At 61.2% G+C, this 19,748-nt stretch carries 20 protein-coding genes; 15 read left to right on the top strand and 5 right to left on the bottom strand.

The features are described from left to right. Nucleotides 1-122 precede the first annotated feature (122 nt). Nucleotides 123-590 (top strand): DUF1203 domain-containing protein, encoded by a 468-nt coding sequence (locus FJW03_RS09360; RefSeq protein WP_140760370.1) that lies wholly within the window; start codon nt 123-125, stop codon nt 588-590. 228 nt (nt 591-818) lie between these two features. Here the strand turns inward: FJW03_RS09360 and FJW03_RS09355 are convergent, their stop codons facing one another. Next, entirely contained in the window at nt 819-2,105 is a 1,287-nt protein-coding gene (locus tag FJW03_RS09355; RefSeq protein WP_181173115.1) for an outer membrane protein, read from the bottom strand. Nucleotides 2,106-2,311: 206 nt separating this feature from the next. Continuing rightward, complete coding sequence (gene ald, locus FJW03_RS09350) at nt 2,312-3,427, bottom strand: alanine dehydrogenase (protein ID WP_140760366.1); 1,116 nt, start codon at nt 3,425-3,427, stop codon at nt 2,312-2,314. A 158-nt stretch (nt 3,428-3,585) separates the two neighbouring features. Here ald and FJW03_RS09345 point away from each other — a divergent pair, with 158 nt between their 5' ends. Beyond that, nucleotides 3,586-4,059: an Lrp/AsnC family transcriptional regulator gene (locus FJW03_RS09345; RefSeq protein WP_015317948.1), complete on the top strand. Its 474-nt coding sequence runs from the start codon at nt 3,586-3,588 to the stop codon at nt 4,057-4,059. Here the strand turns inward: FJW03_RS09345 and FJW03_RS09340 are convergent. Continuing rightward, entirely contained in the window at nt 4,056-4,706 is a 651-nt protein-coding gene (locus FJW03_RS09340) for a 5-formyltetrahydrofolate cyclo-ligase (protein ID WP_140760364.1), read from the bottom strand. The genes FJW03_RS09345 and FJW03_RS09340 overlap by 4 nt on opposite strands. Before the next feature lie 166 nt (nt 4,707-4,872). On the opposite strand from FJW03_RS09340, the gene FJW03_RS09335 reads away from it, so the two are divergent. Together FJW03_RS09335 and FJW03_RS09330 are read left to right on the top strand one after the other, a co-directional pair. After that, a complete protein-coding gene (locus FJW03_RS09335) occupies nt 4,873-6,138 on the top strand; it encodes an NAD(P)/FAD-dependent oxidoreductase (RefSeq protein WP_140760361.1) in 1,266 nt (421 codons plus the stop codon). A 150-nt stretch (nt 6,139-6,288) separates the two neighbouring features. Next, a complete protein-coding gene (locus FJW03_RS09330) occupies nt 6,289-8,268 on the top strand; it encodes a bifunctional 2',3'-cyclic-nucleotide 2'-phosphodiesterase/3'-nucleotidase (protein WP_140760359.1) in 1,980 nt (659 codons plus the stop codon). A gap of 319 nt (nt 8,269-8,587) precedes the next feature. On the opposite strand, the gene FJW03_RS09325 is transcribed toward FJW03_RS09330, so the two are convergent. After that, on the bottom strand, nt 8,588-9,844 hold the full coding sequence (locus tag FJW03_RS09325; RefSeq protein ID WP_140760357.1) for an SAM-dependent methyltransferase: 1,257 nt from the start codon (nt 9,842-9,844) through the stop codon (nt 8,588-8,590). 406 nt (nt 9,845-10,250) lie between these two features. On the opposite strand from FJW03_RS09325, the gene FJW03_RS30015 reads away from it, so the two are divergent. From FJW03_RS30015 to FJW03_RS09300, 6 genes are all read left to right on the top strand, one after another. Next, complete coding sequence (locus FJW03_RS30015) at nt 10,251-10,385, top strand: hypothetical protein (protein ID WP_264296520.1); 135 nt, start codon at nt 10,251-10,253, stop codon at nt 10,383-10,385. 170 nt (nt 10,386-10,555) lie between these two features. Beyond that, nucleotides 10,556-10,846 carry a Dabb family protein gene (locus FJW03_RS09320; RefSeq protein WP_140697754.1) on the top strand — a complete coding sequence of 97 codons (291 nt, stop codon included), beginning with the start codon at nt 10,556-10,558 and terminating at the stop codon, nt 10,844-10,846. Nucleotides 10,847-11,006: 160 nt separating this feature from the next. After that, nucleotides 11,007-11,897, top strand: a complete 891-nt coding sequence (locus FJW03_RS09315) for a VOC family protein (RefSeq protein ID WP_140760389.1) — start codon at nt 11,007-11,009, stop codon at nt 11,895-11,897. Then, nucleotides 11,894-12,739 (top strand): 3-deoxy-8-phosphooctulonate synthase, encoded by an 846-nt coding sequence (gene kdsA / locus FJW03_RS09310; protein ID WP_140760355.1) that lies wholly within the window; start codon nt 11,894-11,896, stop codon nt 12,737-12,739. Before FJW03_RS09315 ends, kdsA begins: the two co-directional genes overlap by 4 nt. Nucleotides 12,740-12,825: 86 nt before the next feature. Further along, complete coding sequence (locus FJW03_RS09305; protein WP_140611609.1) at nt 12,826-13,029, top strand: dodecin family protein; 204 nt, start codon at nt 12,826-12,828, stop codon at nt 13,027-13,029. A gap of 85 nt (nt 13,030-13,114) precedes the next feature. Beyond that, entirely contained in the window at nt 13,115-13,480 is a 366-nt protein-coding gene (locus tag FJW03_RS09300) for a PRC-barrel domain-containing protein (protein WP_140760353.1), read from the top strand. 59 nt (nt 13,481-13,539) lie between these two features. Here the strand turns inward: FJW03_RS09300 and FJW03_RS30010 are convergent, their stop codons facing one another. Beyond that, nucleotides 13,540-13,662 (bottom strand): hypothetical protein, encoded by a 123-nt coding sequence (locus tag FJW03_RS30010; protein ID WP_140697743.1) that lies wholly within the window; start codon nt 13,660-13,662, stop codon nt 13,540-13,542. 199 nt (nt 13,663-13,861) lie between these two features. Between FJW03_RS30010 and eno the strand changes: the two genes are divergently transcribed. The 5 genes from eno (at nt 13,862) to FJW03_RS09275 (ending at nt 19,648) form a co-directional block, all read left to right on the top strand. Then, nucleotides 13,862-15,136, top strand: coding sequence for a phosphopyruvate hydratase (eno, locus tag FJW03_RS09295; RefSeq protein ID WP_140760351.1), 1,275 nt, complete (start codon nt 13,862-13,864; stop codon nt 15,134-15,136). Nucleotides 15,137-15,296: 160 nt separating this feature from the next. Then, complete coding sequence (locus tag FJW03_RS09290) at nt 15,297-15,620, top strand: FtsB family cell division protein (RefSeq protein ID WP_140611617.1); 324 nt, start codon at nt 15,297-15,299, stop codon at nt 15,618-15,620. Between the two features lie 194 nt (nt 15,621-15,814). After that, nucleotides 15,815-16,852 (top strand): pyruvate dehydrogenase (acetyl-transferring) E1 component subunit alpha, encoded by a 1,038-nt coding sequence (gene pdhA, locus FJW03_RS09285; protein WP_140760349.1) that lies wholly within the window; start codon nt 15,815-15,817, stop codon nt 16,850-16,852. A 12-nt stretch (nt 16,853-16,864) separates the two neighbouring features. Continuing rightward, nucleotides 16,865-18,256 (top strand): pyruvate dehydrogenase complex E1 component subunit beta, encoded by a 1,392-nt coding sequence (locus FJW03_RS09280; RefSeq protein WP_140760346.1) that lies wholly within the window; start codon nt 16,865-16,867, stop codon nt 18,254-18,256. An 18-nt stretch (nt 18,257-18,274) separates the two neighbouring features. Next, nucleotides 18,275-19,648, top strand: a complete 1,374-nt coding sequence (locus FJW03_RS09275) for a pyruvate dehydrogenase complex dihydrolipoamide acetyltransferase (protein WP_140760344.1) — start codon at nt 18,275-18,277, stop codon at nt 19,646-19,648. Nucleotides 19,649-19,748: the final 100 nt, after the last annotated feature.

Below are 19,748 nucleotides of genomic sequence, written 5' to 3'. Positions count from 1 at the left end.
ACCTATTCCAAGAGTGGCTGATCGCCGACATGAGATCAGCCCCTCAATCGTTGGCATGAATCGGGTGGGAAGCTTCGGTCCAAGACAATAATTTCAAGGTAATAACACCGAAGAATGTCACCATGACCATCCAGTTCAAAGCTCTGCCGACAGAGGATGTCAGGCTCCTCCAACGCGGCGGCCCCGATGCCTATGGCCGCGCGCCCGAGCGGAAGATTTCCGACGGAGACGGCATGCCGTGCCGGCACTGTCTCAGGAACATCGCGGCCGGCGACGCCTACCTTATCCTTGCATATCGGCCATTCCCGGAGCTGCAGCCCTACGCCGAAACCGGGCCGATCTTCTTGCATGCGCAAGAGTGCGAGCGGGCCGCCGAAACGGAGGCGCTCCCCGCGATTCTCGAAAGCCCGGACTACATCGTGCGCGGCTATGGCAGGGATGATCGTATCGTGTACGGCAGCGGCGGTGTCATCCCGACCGGGGTTATCGCTGCTCGAGCCGAGACGCTTTTCGAGCGTGACGACATTGCCTATGTGCATGTCCGCTCGGCGCGCAACAATTGCTACCAGTGCCGGATTGAGCGGGCCTGAAGCAAAAAACGCGAGCAGGAAACACTGTCTTACTCCCGTCGCATAGATGCGATAGAAAGCGATTGTCGATCGATTGGCCGACCGCGGATGAACCGGCGGTGATCTCGACATCGAGGAAGCGGGGCTTTGGCTCCGCTTTTTTGTTGTCCGCGCTTCGCGCAAATCCTCTCGCGCAACAAAAAAGCCCGCCGGCAAGGCCGACGGGCTTAGACTATTTGCCTGGAGGGCTTAGTTGAACTTGTACTTGGCGCCGATGCGCACGGTCTGGAACGAAGCCTTGTCGGTCAGCGTACCATCCGGTGCCCCAAATTCAGATGAGAGATCCTTCTTGGCGAATTGCGAATAGCGATATTCCAGACCGACAGTCATGTTGCTGGAGACTGCCGTTTCGAGGCCGCCACCCACCGTGAAACCACTCTTGTTCCAATCGATATCGCCGATCGGATCCGGAACGTTCAGATCAAAATGTTGATAGCTGTAGCCGCCGATCACATAGGCCAGGGTCGATTCGTTGACCTTGGCGCCGACACGGCCCAATGCGTCGAAGCCATAATCGGAATCGAGTTTGACGGAAGCGCCCAGAAAGTCGAGTTTCGATCGAATTCCGGAATAGCGGCCATCGATCTGCACGCCGGCAACCCAGGTGCCGAAATCGTAGTCGTAGCCGGCGTTCAACTCGCCAAACACGCCTTCGCTGCCAATGCCATTGGCATCGAGAGCGCCGCCACCAAAGTCGATGCCCAGCTTGTGAACCGCCGTTCCGGCGCCAAGCGCGCCGCCAACGTAGAAGCCGGTCCAGTTGTAGACCGGAGCAGCGATTGAAGCCCCGCCGCCGTTCTGCGCGCCGAAGCGATAGTCGGCGGCGATATGGAAGGTGTGGGTGGACGGTTCCCCGTTCAACGAAGCACCACCAAAATCGATCAGCGACTTGTCGCCAAAGTTCGCGTACCGATATTCGGTCTTCAGCGTCCAGTTGCCGCGCAGCACGGTTTCCATGCCGACACCCAGCACATAGCCGCTGCGGTTTTCAGTGAAGTTCAACCCTTCAGCACCGCCCGATCCATCAAGCTTGAAATGCTGCCAGCTGTAACCGCCGAGCACGTAACCGAGCGTGTTGGGGTTGAGAACATAACCGGCTCGCAGACCGACATCGAAACCATAGGAATCGGTCAGGTCGATGTCGGCGCCTGGGACGCTGATCGATGGGCCGATATTCCCGAAATTGGCATCGATAAAGCCGCCCAGCAGGAAGCGCTCGGACACCATGTAGTCGTAGCCGGCAGTCAGTTCGCCGAATACGCCATTGCCGCCGACGCCGTTCAAGTCGAAGCCCGGCACGCTGAACTTGTGCACGCTGGCGCCGAAACCGCCACCTATGCCGACATAAGCTCCGCTCCAGTTAAAAACGCTCGCTTCCACCGGCTGCACGACATCTGCCGCATTGGCCGCCGACATCAAGGCCACAGCAGAAACAGCGCCGAGGAGAATAGATTTCGCAGAAACGCGAATAAACATAGCCCGCACCCCTAATAATAAACCCAGCATGTCTCTATCAGAGAGTCGGCCAGCTTAGGTATGACAAAAATGCAACAATAGCGTGCAAAGCACCTTACGGCATGCACGGATGCCGTCAGCCGGCAGACGCGGTTGATTGCCCACCTCCCAAAGAAAAACCCGCCGGCATAGGACCGGCGGGTGACACTGGAGAATCTTGAGTGAAATCAGGCGGCTAGAACGGCCTTCGGCTCGACGAGTTCATAGCCAAGCGCTTCGGCGACCGCGCGGTTGGTAATCTTGCCCTTGTGGACATTGAGACCGTTGCGCAGGTGATGGTCGTCAATCAGGGCCTTCAGGCCCTTGTCGGCGAGTTGCAGGCCATAATGCAGCGTTGCGTTGTTCAGCGCGTGAGCCGAGGTGACCGGCACCGCGCCAGGCATGTTGGCGACGCAATAGTGGATGACGCCGTCGACCTCGTAGGTGGGTTCTGCATGGGTAGTCGCGTGCGAGGTCTCGAAGCAGCCGCCCTGGTCGATGGCCACGTCGACCAGCACCGAGCCTTTTTTCATACCGGACAGCATTTCGCGGGTGACGAGCTTGGGTGCAGCGGCGCCCGGGATCAGTACGGCGCCGACGACGATGTCGGCCGAGAAGCATTCTTCCTCCAGCGCCTCGACGGTCGAGTAACGTGTGTGGACACGGCCCGCGAAGAGGTCGTCGAGCTGGCGCAGCCGCGGGATCGAGCGGTCGATGATGGTGACGTCAGCGCCAAGGCCGGCGGCCATGCGGGCCGCGTGCAGGCCGACGACGCCGCCGCCGAGCACAGTCACCTTGCCGGGCAGCACGCCAGGGACGCCGCCGAGCAGCACGCCGCGGCCGCCATTGGCCTTTTGCAGCGCCGTGGCTCCGGCCTGGATCGACAGGCGGCCGGCGACTTCCGACATCGGCGCGAGCAGCGGCAGGCCGCCACGGTCGTCGGTCACGGTTTCATAGGCGATCGCTGTGACACCCGAAGCGAGCAGGCCCTTGGTCTGCTCCGGGTCCGGAGCCAGGTGAAGATAGGTGTACAGGATCTGGCCGTCGCGCAGTTGGACCCATTCATCGGGCTGCGGCTCCTTGACCTTGACGATCATGTCCGACTTGGCGAACACGTCGGCGGCTGTCTTGGCGATGGTGGCGCCGGCGGCGCGATAGGCGTTGTCATCGGCACCGATGCCGGCGCCGGCTCCGGCCTCGACCAGAACTTCGTGGCCATGGGCGACATATTCGCGGACCGAGCCAGGCGTGAGGCCGACACGGTATTCATGGTTCTTGATTTCCTTTGGGCAACCGACACGCATTTTTCTTCTCCCTGATCCGGCCCTTCCGGGCTCACTCCCTGAATGAACGGAGTGAACCATGAATCGGCCTGCAAGTGTTTGCGAATGCGCTTGCGCGGACAGTCAGGTTTCGATAATCGTTGCGCGAAATGGAATAATTTTCGCAGGAATCACGAAAAATGCCACTCGACAGGATTGATATCGCCATTCTGGAGACATTGCAGAAGGATGGGCGGATGCCGAACGCGGCGCTTGCCGAAAAGGTCGGCTTGTCCCAGTCGGCCTGCTCGCGCCGGCTCGACAATCTGGAGAAGTCGGGAACCATCCGCGGTTATCACGCCCGCCTTTCCAACGCAGCCCTTGGCCATCAGATGACGGCGATCGTCCACATATCCCTGTCCGGACAGTTCGAGAAGACGCTGTCGGATTTCGAGGCGGCGATCAAGCGTTGCCCCAACGTGCTGTCGTGCCACCTGATGTCGGGCGAATACGATTACATCCTTCGGATCGCGGCAAAAGATCTGGTCGATTATGAGCGCATCCATAAGGAGTGGCTGTCGGCGATGCCGCATGTGACGAAGATCAATTCGTCCTTTGCCTTGCGCGAAATCGTCGACCGGACGGCGATGGGGCTGAAGCCGGAAATGGCTTAAGCCTCCGTCACGATCCGATCCATCGGAATGTCGTGCGGCTGCGGATAGATGGTCGCAATGCGCTGCAGGTTATAGCCGACGCCAATGACCAATGGCTTGAACGGCATGGCGGCCAGCGTCCGGTCGAAGAAACCGCCGCCATATCCCAGGCGATAATTGGTGGGATCGATACCGACGATCGGCGAGATGACGATGTCGGGCAGTACCGGATCACCCTCGGCAGGGATCGGGATGTTCCAGACCCCCTTTTCCAATCGGTCGCCCGGTTTGTAGGCGCGAAACATCAATGGCCGCCCCTTTTCGACGACGATAGGCAGTGCGGTACGGCCACCTCGTTCGTTTATGGCGGCCATCCAAGGCCGCAGATCCGGCTCGCCGCGAAACGGCCAGTAAAGGCTGACCATGCGGCCCGCTATGTCGCCAATGATCGCATCGAGGCCATCCGCAATGCGTTGCGACATTGCTGTTCGCGCGTCGGCCGAAACCGCGAGCCGGGCGGCGATCAGCCGTTCGCGTTCAGCTTTGCGCCATCGCCTTACGTCGGTCCAGTCGCTTAGAGGCGCCCGGAACTCGGGATCGAGTTCGTGCATGAAGCAGGGCGGCGAGGAATACTGCGCCGGACCTTGGTCGTCATGATCATTGGCCATGCCTCACCTCATCGCGTGTTCGATGACGCTATACCTCGCGACACGATACAACATGTGCATTCACGACATGGAACGGCGAGTCTCAGGCACTGTCCTTCTGTTGCTGCATTGCACAAAAACACCTACATCCAAAGCAGGCAATTTTGGCCCATCGGGGTGAATCGAGATGAACGAAGCCAGGCATCAAGTTGTGGTGGTCGGCGCGGGTTTCGGCGGCCTCGAATTTACCCGCGCGCTTGCCGGCGCACCGGTTCGCATCACCATGATCGACAAGCGCAACCATCATCTGTTCCAGCCGCTGCTCTACCAGGTGGCGACGACGGCACTGGCGACCTCCGAGGTTGCCTGGCCGATCCGCCACCTTCTGCGCAAACGCAAGGATGTCACCACGCTGCTCGCCAATATCGTCGGCGTCGACCGGGCCGGCAAGCGCGTGCTGCTCGATGACGGCAGCGCCGTCGCCTACGACACGCTGGTGCTGGCCACCGGCGCGCGCCACGCCTATTTCGGCCATGACGAATGGGAGCCTTTCGCGCCCGGCCTGAAGACGCTGGAGGACGCCACCACCGTTCGGCGCCGCATCCTGCTGGCCTTCGAACAGGCGGAGCGGGAGACTGATCCCGCCAAACGCCAGGCGCTGCTGACCATTGCCATTGTCGGTGGCGGCCCGACCGGTGTGGAACTCGCCGGCACCATCGCCGAGCTGGCGCATGACACGTTGCGCGGTGAGTTCCGTAACATCGATACGCGCGAAACGCGTGTCGTGCTGATCGAAGCCGGCGACCGGATCCTGGCCAATTTCGCGCCAAAACTTTCCGAATACGCCAGGAAGGCGCTCGAGCGGCTCGGCGTCACACTTGAACTCGGACACGCCGTTACGCGCTGTGACGCGGAAGGTGTCGTCTTCGGCGACACGCATCTGCCGGCCCGAACGATCCTTTGGGCAGCCGGCGTTGCCGGTTCGCCCGCCGCCGAATGGCTGGGAGCGAAGGCGGACCGAGCGGGCAGGGTGCTCGTCGAGCCCGACCTCAGCGTGCCCGGCAGCCCGGAGATTTTTGTTATCGGCGACGCCGCCCTTGTCTTGCGGCCGGACGGACGCCCAGTACCCGGTGTGGCACCTTCCGCCAAGCAGGAGGGCCGACATGTCGCGGCCACTATCAAGGCCAGGTTGGATGGCGATGCCACCACGCGACTCTTCCACTACAAGCATGCGGGCGACCTGGCGACGATCGGCAAGCGCGCCGCCGCGATCGATTTCGGCTGGATTAAGCTTACGGGCTGGCCGGCCTGGTGGCTGTGGGGCATCGCACACATCTATTTCCTGATCGGGTTCCGTAACCGGCTCGCGGTTTCGTTAAGCTGGCTATGGATCTACGTCACAGGCCAGCGTAGCGCCCGGCTGATCACGCAGGGCGACGACGACAAGACCTGAGTTTCGTCACTGTCCCATTCATGCGCGCGTCATCTGTTGCTGATGGGATGATGTCCGGATGCACGCAGCTCCATGAGTGGACTTGAGCCGATTTTCGGCGCGAAGTTCGCTTGGGGCAGGGCGTGTCACGTCGTCTAAGAAGGAGAGAACATGTCACAACTGCCCGGTTCCGTTTCCCGCCGTGGTTTCCTTGCGGGGGCCGCCGCCACAGGGGCGTTGATCGTGCTTCATCCCTTCTCCGCCCGGGCGCAAGCAAATCAGGCGCACCTTCGGATCATGGAAACCACTGATATCCATGTGAACGTACTGCCCTATGATTACTACGCCGACAAAGCCAACGACACGATGGGCCTGTCACGCACGGCCTCCCTGATCGATGCGGTGCGCAAGGAGGCCGTGAATTCGATGCTGATCGACAATGGCGACCTTCTGCAGGGCAATCCCATGGGCGATTACATCGCCTATGAAAAAGGCCTCAAGGACGGCGATCTGCATCCGATCATGAAAGGCATGAACCTGCTGGGTTACGAGTGCTCGACGCTCGGCAACCACGAATTCAACTACGGCCTGTCCTTCCTGGACAAGGTGCTGGCTGGCGCCAATTTCCCGTTCGTGTGCGCGAACCTGATCCGGGGCACCAAGCTTGCCGCCAACCCGCGCGACGACAAGCTCTACCTCAAGCCCTACATAATCCTCGACAAGAAAATCAAGGATGGGTCGGGCGCCGAGCAGCCGATCAGGATCGGCATCATCGGTTTCGTGCCGCCGCAGATCATGGTCTGGGACCTCAAGAACCTCGAAGGCAACGTCAAGACGCGCGACATCGTAGAGGCGGCCAGGGCCTGGGTGCCGCAGATGAAGGAAGAGGGCGCCGACATCGTCATCGCGCTCTCGCATTCCGGTATCGACGTGAAGCAGGGCGACATGATGGAGAACGCTTCGTTCTTTGTTGCCGGCGTCGATGGCATCGATGCGGTGTTCACGGGTCACCAGCATCTGGTGTTTCCCGGGAAGAAGGATTTCCAGTCAAGCGAGGGCGTCGACACGCAAAAGGGTACGCTGCAGGGCAAGCCCGCAGTGATGGGCGGTTTCTGGGGCTCGCATATGGGGCTTATCGATCTGATGCTGGAGCGCGACGGATCGAAATGGAAGGTCGTTTCCGCAACATCGGAGGCGCGGCCGATCTTCGAGCGCGTCGACAACAAGAACAAGCCGACCGTCGCCGACGACAAGCGCATCATCGCGGCACTCGAACAGGACCATCTGGCGACGCTCGCCTATGTGCGCCGCCCAGTCGGCAAGACCTCCGCGCCGCTCTATTCCTATTTCGCGCTGGTAGCCGACGATCCATCGGTGCAGGTCGTCAGCCAGGCGCAGACCTGGTACCTCAAGGATATCCTCAAGAGCACGCAATGGAAGGATGTGCCGCTGCTGTCGGCCGCCGCTCCCTTCAAGGCTGGCGGACGCAGCGGCGCCGACTACTATACCGACGTACCGGCGGGCGACATCGCCATCAAGAACGTCGCCGACCTCTACCTCTATCCGAATACGGTACGAGCAGTCGAAATCACCGGGGCGCAAGTGAAGGAATGGCTGGAAATGTCGGCCGGCATCTTCAACAGAATAGAAGCTGGCAAGGCCGACCAGGCGCTGATCAACACTGAATTTCCGTCCTATAATTTTGATGTTATCGACGGTGTTTCATACAAGATCGATCTGTCCCAGCCGCCGAAATATGACGCCAAGGGTGGGGTGGCGAATGCCGGCTCCAATCGCATCGTCGAACTGAAATTCGATGGAAAACCGATTGATCCGGCGGCGAAGTTCGTCGTCGCAACCAACAATTACCGGGCCGGCGGCGGCGGCAATTTCCCCGACATCAATGCCTCGAAGATCATCTACGAGGCACCGGACACCAACCGCGACGTCATCGTTCGCTACATCGTAAGCCAGGGCACGATCAACCCGTCGGCGGACGGCAACTGGTCGTTCGCGCCGCTGCCAGGAACCAGCGTCATGTTCGAGACAGGCGTCAAGGCAAAGGATTTCATTGCCGATCTGAAGTCGCTGAAGATCGAACCGGCGGGCGAGGGTGAAGCCGGTTTTGCTAGATATCGCATCCTGCTCTGATCCGGCGGCCGGATAAGGGACCTGTCTTTGCCCGCTTTCCCCGCGCGGGAGATGACCCCGCCGCTTGCGCGCGGTTGTGTGCGTCAAGTTCTGCAAAAAGGGCGGCCATGGGGCTGGTCATGCCGCTATGGTGGCATCGGGACCACTGGTGGCCTGAACGCTTGGGGCTGCTGGGAATCGGAGTATTGCGAGGGCGTCCTGTGGGGTAACTGCTGGTGCACTGACACGGACCCCATAAATAGGCCCGCATCGCGGCAGGGATGCGGGCCCTGTCCCTGGTCGCACGGCGTCTGCAGGCCCTCTGGCGACGAGCGCGGACTTACGCCTTGTAGACCACCTGGCGCACATCGATGTAGCTGGCACGAAAACCGGCTTCGCAATAATGCAGATAGAATTCCCAGAGTTTTTTGAAGCGATCGTCGAAGCCGAGCGGCACGATCTTCTCCCATGACGCCCGGAAGCGATGCCGCCATTCGGCCAGCGTGCGCGCATAGTCGTCGGGAAACACGCGTTCGCGCAGATGCGCAAGGCCATGGTCCTTGCCGAGCGCCTTCAGGATCGACGGCGTCGGCAACATGCCGCCTGGAAATACGTAGCGCTGGATGAAATCCGGCCTGGCACGGTAGGTGTCGTAGGCGGCTTCGTTGATGGTGATGATCTGCAGGCCCGCAGTGCCGCCTGGTTTCAGGCAGGCCTTCATCTTGGAGAAGAACACGGGCCAATATTTCTCACCGACCGCCTCGAACATCTCGATCGATGTAATGCGGTCGTAAGTGCCTGTTTCGTCGCGGTAATCCTGCAGTTTGATATCGACCTTGTCGGCAAGCCCGGCCTTGGCGATACGCGCCTTGGCGAAGTCGTGCTGCTCACGGCTGATCGTCAGCCCGGTTACGCGGCAGCCGATCTCGCGTGCCGCGAATTCGGCAAAGCCGCCCCATCCGCAGCCGATTTCCAGCACATGATCTTTCCTGCCGATACCTGTATCCCTTGCCAGCTCCCGGTATTTGGCGGCCTGGGCGCTTTCCAAATCGTTGGCGCCGTTCGCGTAAAGCGCCGAGGAATAGGTCATGCTCGGATCGAGCCATTGCCTGTAGAAGGCGTTGCCGAGATCGTAGTGCGCCGAGATATTGCGCTTCGAGCCCGAACGTGTGTTGTCGTTGAACCAGTGGCGAATGCGCTGAACCGTGTTGATCAGCCAGTTCGCCCCGCCGGCAACCTTCTCGCCGAGGGCGGAGTTGACCACGAACAATTCCAGGAAACTGGTCACGTCAGGGCTTTCCCAATCACCGTCCATGTAGGATTCGGCAACGCCGATCGTGCCGCCGGAAAAGGCCCGGCCCGGCAGGCGCCAGTTCTTGAGCACCAGCTCGGCATCGGGGCCTGGCGCCTTGCCTCCGACAAGAACGGCACGGCCATCCGGCATCCTGACCTTCAGCGAACCGCGCGGCAGATTCATCGCGGCAGACAGCACCATCCGCGCCTTGGCCGGCAGGCCCTTGACGATCTCGGTGAAATTAAACTCGTCGAGCTTGACCGCTTCGTCCGGCCCCATGCCAGGATGCTTCTTGTGAGCCATGTCCCCACCCTTTCGCGGCGCCTGTTGACGATCGCCGGCTCCGTCTCTCGCAGTTCATTCGCCAAGTTCGAATGCCGTGCCTGATCCTGGCAGCTCATCGGATCGGTCACATGCGGGTCCAAACAAAAGCGCATGCCCTTTTTTGACCAGAGCTTCAGCGCTTCCAGCGAATTCCCGCGACAATCTTCCATGCCATGAAGGGGAACTTCAAGAGGCAGGCCGCGAGCTGGGCTGTGCCACGTGGCGTCTGGCATCTGTTCGCCTTGCATCGACTTGTTGCTGCCGTCAGGGCGTGCTGAACGGCTCCTGTCCGCAGCCTGTTTGGAGTGCAGGATTGGCGTCGGCGGCGATTGGATAGATCAAAAAAGTCTATGTCCGCCGCAGTGCCTTTGCGATAGCTTTAGCCATGCGTTACGTAATCGTCATTGCGGCAATCGCGTTTTTCCTGATCTGGGACGGTCTCTACAATCAAGGCCGGTATCTCGACATCACGGTCAGGGAGATTTCCCATGTGACGCGCTACGTCACCGGCAAGGCCTAGTATTCCCTCCAAAGATAGCAGCCAGGTGCTTCACCCGAGGTGTCCATCGCCGTGAGATGATGTTCTCGGCCTGTCCGGGGCGCGTCGCAAGGACGCGTGGCGCCACGAACGGTTGACGCGAAGAGACCGCCGTCACAAAAGACCCCGGCATACAGATCGAGGAGGCGGGATTGATCCGGCATATCGTTTTCTTCAGCGCGAGGCGCAAGGAAGATGTGGAGGCAGTGCGTACCGGGCTGTTGGCCCTCGGCAATATTCCGCACTCCAGTCTCTTCGAGGTCACTTTGAACACCAAGGTCGATCCGTTGTCGGATGAAGTCGACGTCGTCGTCTATGCTGAGTTCGCTGACGACGCAGCGCTCGCCGCCTACAAGGCGCATCCGCTTTATGCGCAGACCACCAGCAAGGTGAAACCATTGCGCGAACTGCGCTATTCCGCGGATGTCGTGGCCGGCGGCTGATCGAGCGTAGGCCTCGACAGATGCCGTTTGCGGCGCTCATGGGGCATCCTGGACGTCAATCCCCAGGGGCGGCAGAGGAGAGGCTACGTCTGGCGCCGCCATGGCGCGGATTGCAATCACGTCTTGAACCGTTTTGCGGAATGATGCACATCGCGCCTGCATGACCCGAACAACAGCAGCCGGCATTCATCCGCTCGATCATCTGGTGCTGCCGACGCAGAGCCTCGATGTGGCCCGAGCCCGGCTCAGTTCACTTGGCTTCGTCGTCGCTCCGAACGGCATTCATCCCTTTGGCACGGAAAACTGTTGCGTTTTCCTCGCCGACGGCACCTATCTGGAGCCGCTGGCGATTGGCAGTGAACTGGCAGCAATTGATGCGGTTGCCGCGGGCAATGTCTTCGTCGCGCGCGACCGCCTCTATCGCGACAGCCGCGGCGATGAGGGATTTTCCGCTGTGGTTCTGGGTACCGACAGTGCCGATGCCGATCATGCGCGCTATGTCGAGGCCGGACTGTCGGCGGGGGACACGCTGAGCTTTTCACGCGCTTTTACCGACACGGCGGGCCGAAGCAATACCGCATCGTTCAAGCTTGCCTTTGCCGCGGCCCAAGGCCAGACGGACGCTTTTCTTTTCGCTTGCCAGCGGATCAATGCGCCTGATGTGGACCGCAGCGCTTTGCAGGCCCACGCCAATGGCGCCATTGGCATTGTGGAAGTGGTGGCGATCCGCGACCAACCGGCCGAACAGAATCGGCTGATTTCCGTGGGCGTGGGGAGTCCCGCCGCCAGTGGGCAGGGCAGCACGTATCACTTGCCCAATGCAACCCTGAGCGTAGTCGATCCCGCGTCCTTCACAGCGCGCTTTGGTGTTTCGGCCGGTTCACCCACCAGGCTTCGCTTCGCGGCGGTCGTCTTCGCGGTCGGCAGCGCCGAAGCCACGTCGAGGCTGCTTGCAGCCAATGCCATCCAGCACGATATAGCGGGCACTGATATTGTCGTGCAGCCGGCATCCGGACAGGGTGCCGCTTTCATCTTCCGGGAGATCCAATGAGCAACGCCCTGGCGCCCAATTCGTCGGTAACCGTCGGCAATGTCGTTTTCGACAACAATGCAGCCCTGGCGCTGATCGCCGGCCCGTGCCAGTTCGAATCGCGCCAGCATGCCTTCGACATGGCCGGCGCGCTGAAGGAGCTGACCGGCAGACTCGGCATCGGCCTCGTCTACAAGACCAGCTACGACAAGGCCAACCGCACGTCGCTGTCGGCGACGCGCGGCGCCGGCATCGACGCCGCACTTCCCGTCTTCGACGAGCTGCGCAAGGAATTTTCGCTTCCGGTGCTGACCGATGTCCACACCGAGGAGCAGTGCGCGATCGTCGCGCCGCATGTCGATGTGCTGCAGATACCGGCTTTCCTGTCGCGTCAGACCGACATGCTGGTCGCCGCCGCCAGGACGGGCAAGGTGATCAATGTGAAGAAGGGGCAGTTCCTTGCGCCCTGGGACATGAAGAACGTGGTCGGCAAGATCACCGGTTCCGGCAACCCGAATGTCTTGACCACTGAACGCGGCGCGTCCTTTGGCTATAACACGCTGGTGTCGGACATGCGTGCTTTGCCGATCATGGCCGAGATCGGCGCTCCGGTGATCTTCGACGCCACGCATTCGGTCCAGCAGCCGGGCGGGCAGGGTGGATCGTCCGGCGGAGAGCGCCGCTTCGTCGAGACGCTGGCCCGCGCGGCCGTCGCCGTCGGCGTTGCCGGTGTCTTCATCGAGACCCACCAGGATCCCGACAATTCGACCTCTTCCGATGGGCCGAACATGGTGCCGCTCAAGGACATGCCGGCGCTTCTGGAAAGACTGATCGCATTCGATCGGGTGGCGAAGGGCCGCTGAGCCGGCGCTTCCCGGCGGTGCTTGTGGTTGAAAGGGGCCGGTTGTACGCTTGGCCGGCAAATGAGCGTCCTGGCAGGAGGAAAGCCATGTCCGTCGCCCGTGTCACCGAAATCACCTCATCGTCGAAGAAGAGTTTTCAAGACGCCATCGAGAAGGGAATCGCCCGCGCCTCGAAAACCCTGAAGAACGTCGAAGGCGCCTGGATTCAGGATCAAAAGATCGTCGTCGCGGGCGGCAACATTTCGGCCTATCGCGTCAACATGAAGGTGACTTTCATCCTGGCGGAGTGACCGGGCCGCAGCCGAAAAAAGTCGGGAACTTTCGCTCTCGCCCCTCATTGTCAAGCAGAAATCAACGACAACGAGGAGCATGATAATGACGACCCAGACAGGCCATACTGAAGCCATCGCGGCTTCACGAGTCATCGGCACATCGGTTTACAATACCGAGGGCAAGAGCATCGGCAGTATCGAGGACATCATGCTCGACAAGACGTCGAATGGCATCATGTTCGCGGTGATCGGGTTCGGCGGCTTTCTCGGCATTAGCGAGAAGTATCACGCTATCCCTTGGGCGAGTCTCGACTACGACGAGGGCATGGGCGGCTATGTGGTGCCCTTCTCCAAGGAGCAGCTGAAGGCGGCGCCTGCCTATTCGATCAACGAACTCGCCGGCGCTGACGGGGAACGTGCTCGCGACGCTTCCTATGAGTATTACAAGGTCGCGCCCTATTGGCATTGACCGCACAAATAGGGAAGGGCTCCGTTTCGACGGAGCCCTTCCTTGTTTCAACGCAACGCCTATTCGCTGATGTGCAAGGCCGGCAAAGCACCGGCCTTCGGCTGTGACGGCTGATTGTCGCACGACGTCAGGAATGCAGCCGCGATCAGAAACAGACTGACAATACCGCTCAACTCAGACATGGCGAAACTCCTCCTGTTTCGCCCCGCGCGACAACAGCCATAGCCTGGAATGCGCGTCTGATGGCATGACTTATGATGACAGAGATTTGCGCTTCGTGAATCCGACGGGCGGCACTATTTGGCCATGGCCCGATTGCCTTTTGCGTCGCTTTGGCTAAGACGGGCGCGACCTTTCGTCAGATCAATCGGGGACATCGCAATGACCGCCATCATCGATATTGTCGGGCGTGAAATCCTGGACAGCCGTGGAAACCCGACCGTCGAGGTCGATGTTGTGCTCGAAGACGGTTCGATGGGCCGCGCCGCGGTGCCGTCAGGCGCCTCGACCGGGGCGCATGAGGCCGTCGAGCTTCGCGATGGCGGCGCCCGTTATCTCGGCAAGGGCGTGCTCAAGGCCGTGGAGGCGGTCAATGGCGAGCTGTTCGAGGCGGTCGGCGGCATGGAAGCCGAAAACCAGATCCATATCGACCAGACCATGATCGAACTCGACGGCACGCCCAACAAGAGCCGGCTCGGCGCCAACGCGATCCTCGGTGTTTCGCTGGCCGTTGCCAAGGCCGCGGCCGATGCGGCAGGCCTGCCGCTCTACCGCTATGTCGGCGGCACCAAGGCGCACATCCTGCCGGTGCCGATGATGAACATCATCAATGGCGGCGCGCATGCCGACAATCCGATCGACTTCCAGGAGTTCATGATCCTGCCGGTCGGCGCGCCGACTTTGCGCGAAGGCGTGCGCTGGGGTTCGGAAGTCTTCCACACGCTGAGGAAGAAGCTGAAGGATGCCGGCCACAACACCAATGTCGGCGACGAGGGCGGCTTTGCCCCGAACCTGAAGAGTGCGCCGGTAGCGCTCGATTTCATCATGGAATCGATCGAGAAGGCCGGCTTCAAGCCGGGCGAGGAGATCTCGCTCGGCCTCGATTGCGCAGCGACCGAGTTCTTCAAGGACGGCAACTACGTCTATGAGGGTGAGAAGAAGACGCGTGATCCAAAGGCGCAAGCCAAGTACCTTGCCAAGCTCGCCGCCGATTATCCGATCATCTCCATCGAGGATGGCCTGGCCGAGGACGACTGGGAAGGCTGGAAATACCTGACCGACCTGATCGGCAACAAGACGCAGCTGGTCGGCGACGACCTGTTCGTGACCAACACGGCGCGCCTGCGCGACGGCATCCGCATGGGGGTCGCCAATTCGATCCTGGTCAAGGTCAACCAGATCGGCTCGTTGACCGAAACGCTCGACGCCGTCGAAACCGCGCACAAGGCCGGCTACACCGCCGTCATGTCGCACCGCTCCGGCGAGACCGAGGATTCGACGGTCGCCGATCTCGCCGTCGCCACCAATTGCGGACAGATCAAGACGGGTTCGCTGTCGCGCTCCGACCGCATGGCCAAGTACAACCAGCTTATCCGTATCGAGGAAGAGCTCGGCAAGCAGGCGCGTTATGCCGGCAAGTCGGTCATTAAGGGCTGAGCCGCGGCAAGCGAGTTCGAACAGCGGATGTAAAGGGCGGGGTCATTCCCGCCCTTTTCATTTCAGTGTCGCGGGCTGGGCATCCGTAACCGTCCGTTAAGCACAATCGGGCGAAAAAGATCGCGAGCCGCTTGAGTTCGCGGCCGCGAGGGAACGGGCGATGTGGACGCGTCAGCACAAGCAGAGAAATACCGGCCGGCTCATCATCCCCTCGCTTTGTGTGGTGTTCCTGGCCTATTTCGGCTTTCATGCCTACCATGGTGAATTCGGCATCAACTCGAAATATCAGCTCGAAGCGCAAACAGTTGCGCTGCAAGCCCAGCTCGACGCCATCAAGGCGCGCCGGATGGAACTCGAACGGCGCGTTCGGCTCATGCATGACGGCACCCTGGAGAAGGACATGCTTGACGAGCAGGCGCGCAAGGCGCTCAATCTGTCCCAGGCTGATGAAATCACCATCATGTTGCCGGCGTCGGCAAAGTAACTGAATTTCAGTTAATCGCCGATATTTTCAATGATTTTAGCCGCTTAGCTGCATGCCAGCCATGCAATTTCGACATGGCGGAACGCCTTCTCACGTGTTAGCCTTGCATAAATCGGTGGGGAGAGCTGATCTTCCCGGGGGCGGATTTCATCCTGCCCTGATGTCCGCAAAGAGACGCCAACAGGGAGTGATGCATGGCCACCGCCGCCAAAAAAGCGCCTGCCAAATCGAAATCCGACGGGAAATCGGGGCTTTCAGCGCCCAAGCCGGTTGAATTCACCAAGGAGGAAGAGCTTGCCGCTTACCGGCACATGTTGCTCATCCGCCGTTTCGAGGAAAAGGCCGGCCAGCTCTACGGCATGGGCTTCATTGGCGGCTTCTGTCATCTCTATATCGGCCAGGAAGCTGTCGTCACCGGCATGAAGATGGCGCTGATCGAGGGCGATCAGATGATCACCGCCTATCGCGATCACGGCCATATGCTGGCTATGGAGCTGTCGCCGCGTGGCGTCATGGCCGAGTTGACCGGACGCCGCGGTGGCTTGTCGAAAGGCAAGGGCGGCTCCATGCACATGTTCTCCAAGGACAAGCATTTCTATGGCGGCCACGGCATTGTCGGCGCGCAGGTCTCGCTCGGCACCGGTCTCGCCTTCGCCAACCGCTACCGCGACAACAAGAACGTGTCGTTGACCTATTTCGGCGACGGTGCCGCCAACCAGGGCCAGGTCTATGAGAGTTTCAACATGGCCTCGCTGTGGAAGCTGCCGGTGATCTACATCATCGAGAACAACCGCTACGCCATGGGTACCTCGGTCTCGCGCTCTTCAGCCGAGACGGATTTTTCGCATCGCGGCGCTTCCTTCAAGATTCCTGGCCTCCAGGTCGACGGCATGGATGTGCGCGCCGTCAAGGCCGCCGGCGATCTCGCCGCCGAATGGTGCCGTGCCGGCAACGGCCCGCTGATCCTCGAAATGCAGACCTATCGCTATCGCGGCCACTCCATGTCCGACCCGGCGAAGTATCGCTCGAAGGAAGAAGTGCAGAAGATGCGCTCCGAGCATGACCCGATCGAGCAGGTCAAGGCGCGGCTGATCGAGAAGAAGTGGGCGACCGAGGACGAGTTGAAGACCATCGACAAGGAGGTTCGCGACATCGTCGCCGACGCCGCCGAATTTGCCCAGAACGATGCGGAGCCGGATCCGTCCGAGCTCTGGACCGATATCGTATTGTAAGGGGGGCAGGACATGCCGATCGAAATTCTCATGCCCGCTCTCTCGCCGACCATGGAAGAGGGCAATCTTTCCAAGTGGTTGAAGAACGAGGGCGACAAGGTCGTCGCCGGCGACGTCATCGCCGAGATCGAGACCGACAAGGCGACGATGGAAGTCGAAGCCGTCGACGAAGGCACGCTTGCCAAGATCGTGGTTCCCGCTGGCACCGAAGGCGTCAAAGTCAACGCCGTGATCGCCGTGCTGGCGGTTGATGGCGAAGACGTCGACAAGGCCGGCGAAGGCATCGGTGAAGAGGAAAAGCCAGCCAGGGCTGAAGCAGCCGCGCCCGCGCCGGTTGCTGCCAAGAGTGAGGCCGCGGCCCCTGTCGCTGCGGCGCCCAGGACTGAAATCGCCGCCGATCCGGATATTCCAGCCGGCACCGAGATGGTCTCGACCACGGTGCGCGAAGCGCTGCGCGATGCCATGGCCGAGGAAATGCGCCGCGACGGCGACGTCTTCGTCATGGGCGAGGAGGTCGCCGAATACCAGGGCGCCTACAAGATCACGCAAGGGTTGCTGCAGGAATTCGGACCCCGGCGCGTCGTCGACACGCCGATCACCGAGCACGGCTTTGCCGGCGTTGGCGTCGGAGCGGCGATGGCCGGGCTGAAGCCGATCGTCGAGTTCATGACCTTCAACTTCGCCATGCAGGCGATCGACCAGATCATCAACTCGGCCGCCAAGACCCTCTATATGTCCGGCGGCCAGATGGGGGCGCCGATCGTGTTCCGCGGGCCGAATGGCGCGGCTGCCCGCGTCGCCGCCCAGCATTCGCAGTGCTACGCCGCCTGGTACAGCCACGTTCCCGGCCTGAAAGTGGTGATGCCTTATACGGCCGCCGACGCCAAGGGCCTGTTGAAGGCGGCGATCCGCGACCCGAACCCGGTCATCTTCCTCGAGAACGAAATCCTCTACGGCCAGTCCTTCGACGTGCCGAAGCTGGATGATTTCGTGCTGCCGATCGGCAAGGCGCGCATCCACAAGGCGGGCAAGGACGTCACTATCGTCTCGTTCGGCATCGGCATGACCTACGCGGTCAAGGCCGAAGCGGAATTGCGTGGCATGGGCATCGACGCCGAGATCATCGACTTGCGCACTATCCGTCCACTCGATCTCGACACCGTCATCGCCTCGGTCAAGAAGACCAACCGGCTGGTCGTGGTGGAAGAAGGCTTCCCGCAGAACTCCGTCGGCGACCATATCGCCAACCGGGTGTCGCAGCGCGCCTTTGATTTCCTGGACGCGCCCGTGATCACAGTTGCCGGCAAGGATGTGCCGATGCCCTATGCGGCGAACCTGGAGAAGCTGGCGTTGCCGAATGTCGGTGAGGTCATCGAGGCCGTCAAAGCCGTCGCATATCGCTGAACCGGGCGGGAGGACAAAATGCCAATCAACATCACCATGCCGGCGCTCTCGCCCACGATGGAAGAGGGCAATCTTTCGAAATGGCTGGTCAAGGAGGGCGACAAGGTTTCGCCCGGCGATGTCATTGCGGAGATCGAGACCGACAAGGCAACGATGGAAGTCGAAGCCGTCGATGAGGGAACGGTTGCAAAGCTCGTCGTCCCCGCCGGCACGGAGGGCGTCAAGGTCAATGCGCTGATCGCTGTGCTCGCCGCCGAGGGCGAAGATGCAAGCGCTGCCGCCAAGAGCGGTGGTGGTGCCGCGCCAGTGAAAGCCGAAGCAGCGAAGGCGGATTCTCCCAAGGCAGACGCACCAAAGGCCGAGGCCCCGAAGTCTGAATCTGCCGTTACCCCACCAAAGGCGGCTCCGGCCGGCAATGGTCATGCGGCCGGCGAGCGCACCTTTGCATCGCCGCTTGCCCGCCGTATCGCCAAGGAGGCTGGCGTCGATGTCTCGGCCGTCACCGGCACCGGCCCGCATGGCCGTGTGGTGAAGGCCGATGTCGACGCCGCGATTGCCGGCGGCGGTGCCAAGGCAGCCCCTGCGGCTAAGGCTCCAGCTGGCGTGCCTGCTGCTGCCTCCGCTGCCCCAGCGCCGAAAGCGATGTCGGACGATCAGGTGCTGAAGCTGTTCGAGGAAGGCTCCTACGAACTCGTCCCGCATGACAATATGCGCAAGACCATCGCGCGGCGGCTGGTCGAGGCCAAGACCACCATTCCGCATTTCTACCTGACGCTCGATTGCGAACTCGACGCGCTGCTGGCGCTGCGCTCGCAGCTCAATGCGGCGGCGCCGACAAGGAAGACCGATAAGGGTGAAGCCCCGGCCTACAAGCTCTCGGTCAACGACATGGTGATCAAGGCCATGGCCATGGCCTTGAAGGCGGTGCCGGATGCCAATGCCTCCTGGACCGAGAGCGCCATGGTCAAGCACAGGCACGCCGATGTCGGCGTTGCCGTGTCGATCCCGGGCGGGCTGATCACGCCGATCATCCGCAGGGCCGATGAAAAGACGCTGTCGACCATCTCCAACGAGATGAAGGATCTGGCCAGCCGTGCCCGCAGCCGCAAGCTGAAGCCGGAAGAGTACCAGGGCGGCACCACGGCGGTGTCCAACCTCGGTATGTTCGGCATCAAGGACTTCGCTGCCGTCATCAACCCGCCGCATGCGACGATCCTGGCGGTCGGCGCCGGCGAGGAGCGGGCGGTGGTCAGGAATGGCGAGATCAAAATCGCCACCGTGATGTCGGTGACGCTGTCGACCGACCATCGTGCCGTCGACGGTGCGCTCGGTGCGGAACTGCTCGTCGCCTTCAAGCGGCTGATCGAAAACCCGATGGGCATGCTGGTCTAGGTAAAGGAGAAGGCGGTGCGGAAATTCTTCACCAGCCTTTTCACCTTCATCTTCTCCGGATTCGCCGGCGGCCTTCTCGCGCGGGAAGCTGGCCGTCATC

It is taken from the genome of Mesorhizobium sp. B4-1-4, assembly GCF_006439395.2.
In the GTDB taxonomy this organism is placed as follows: Bacteria; Pseudomonadota; Alphaproteobacteria; order Rhizobiales; family Rhizobiaceae; genus Mesorhizobium.
This window is presented reverse-complemented; position numbering and strand designations above follow the sequence as displayed.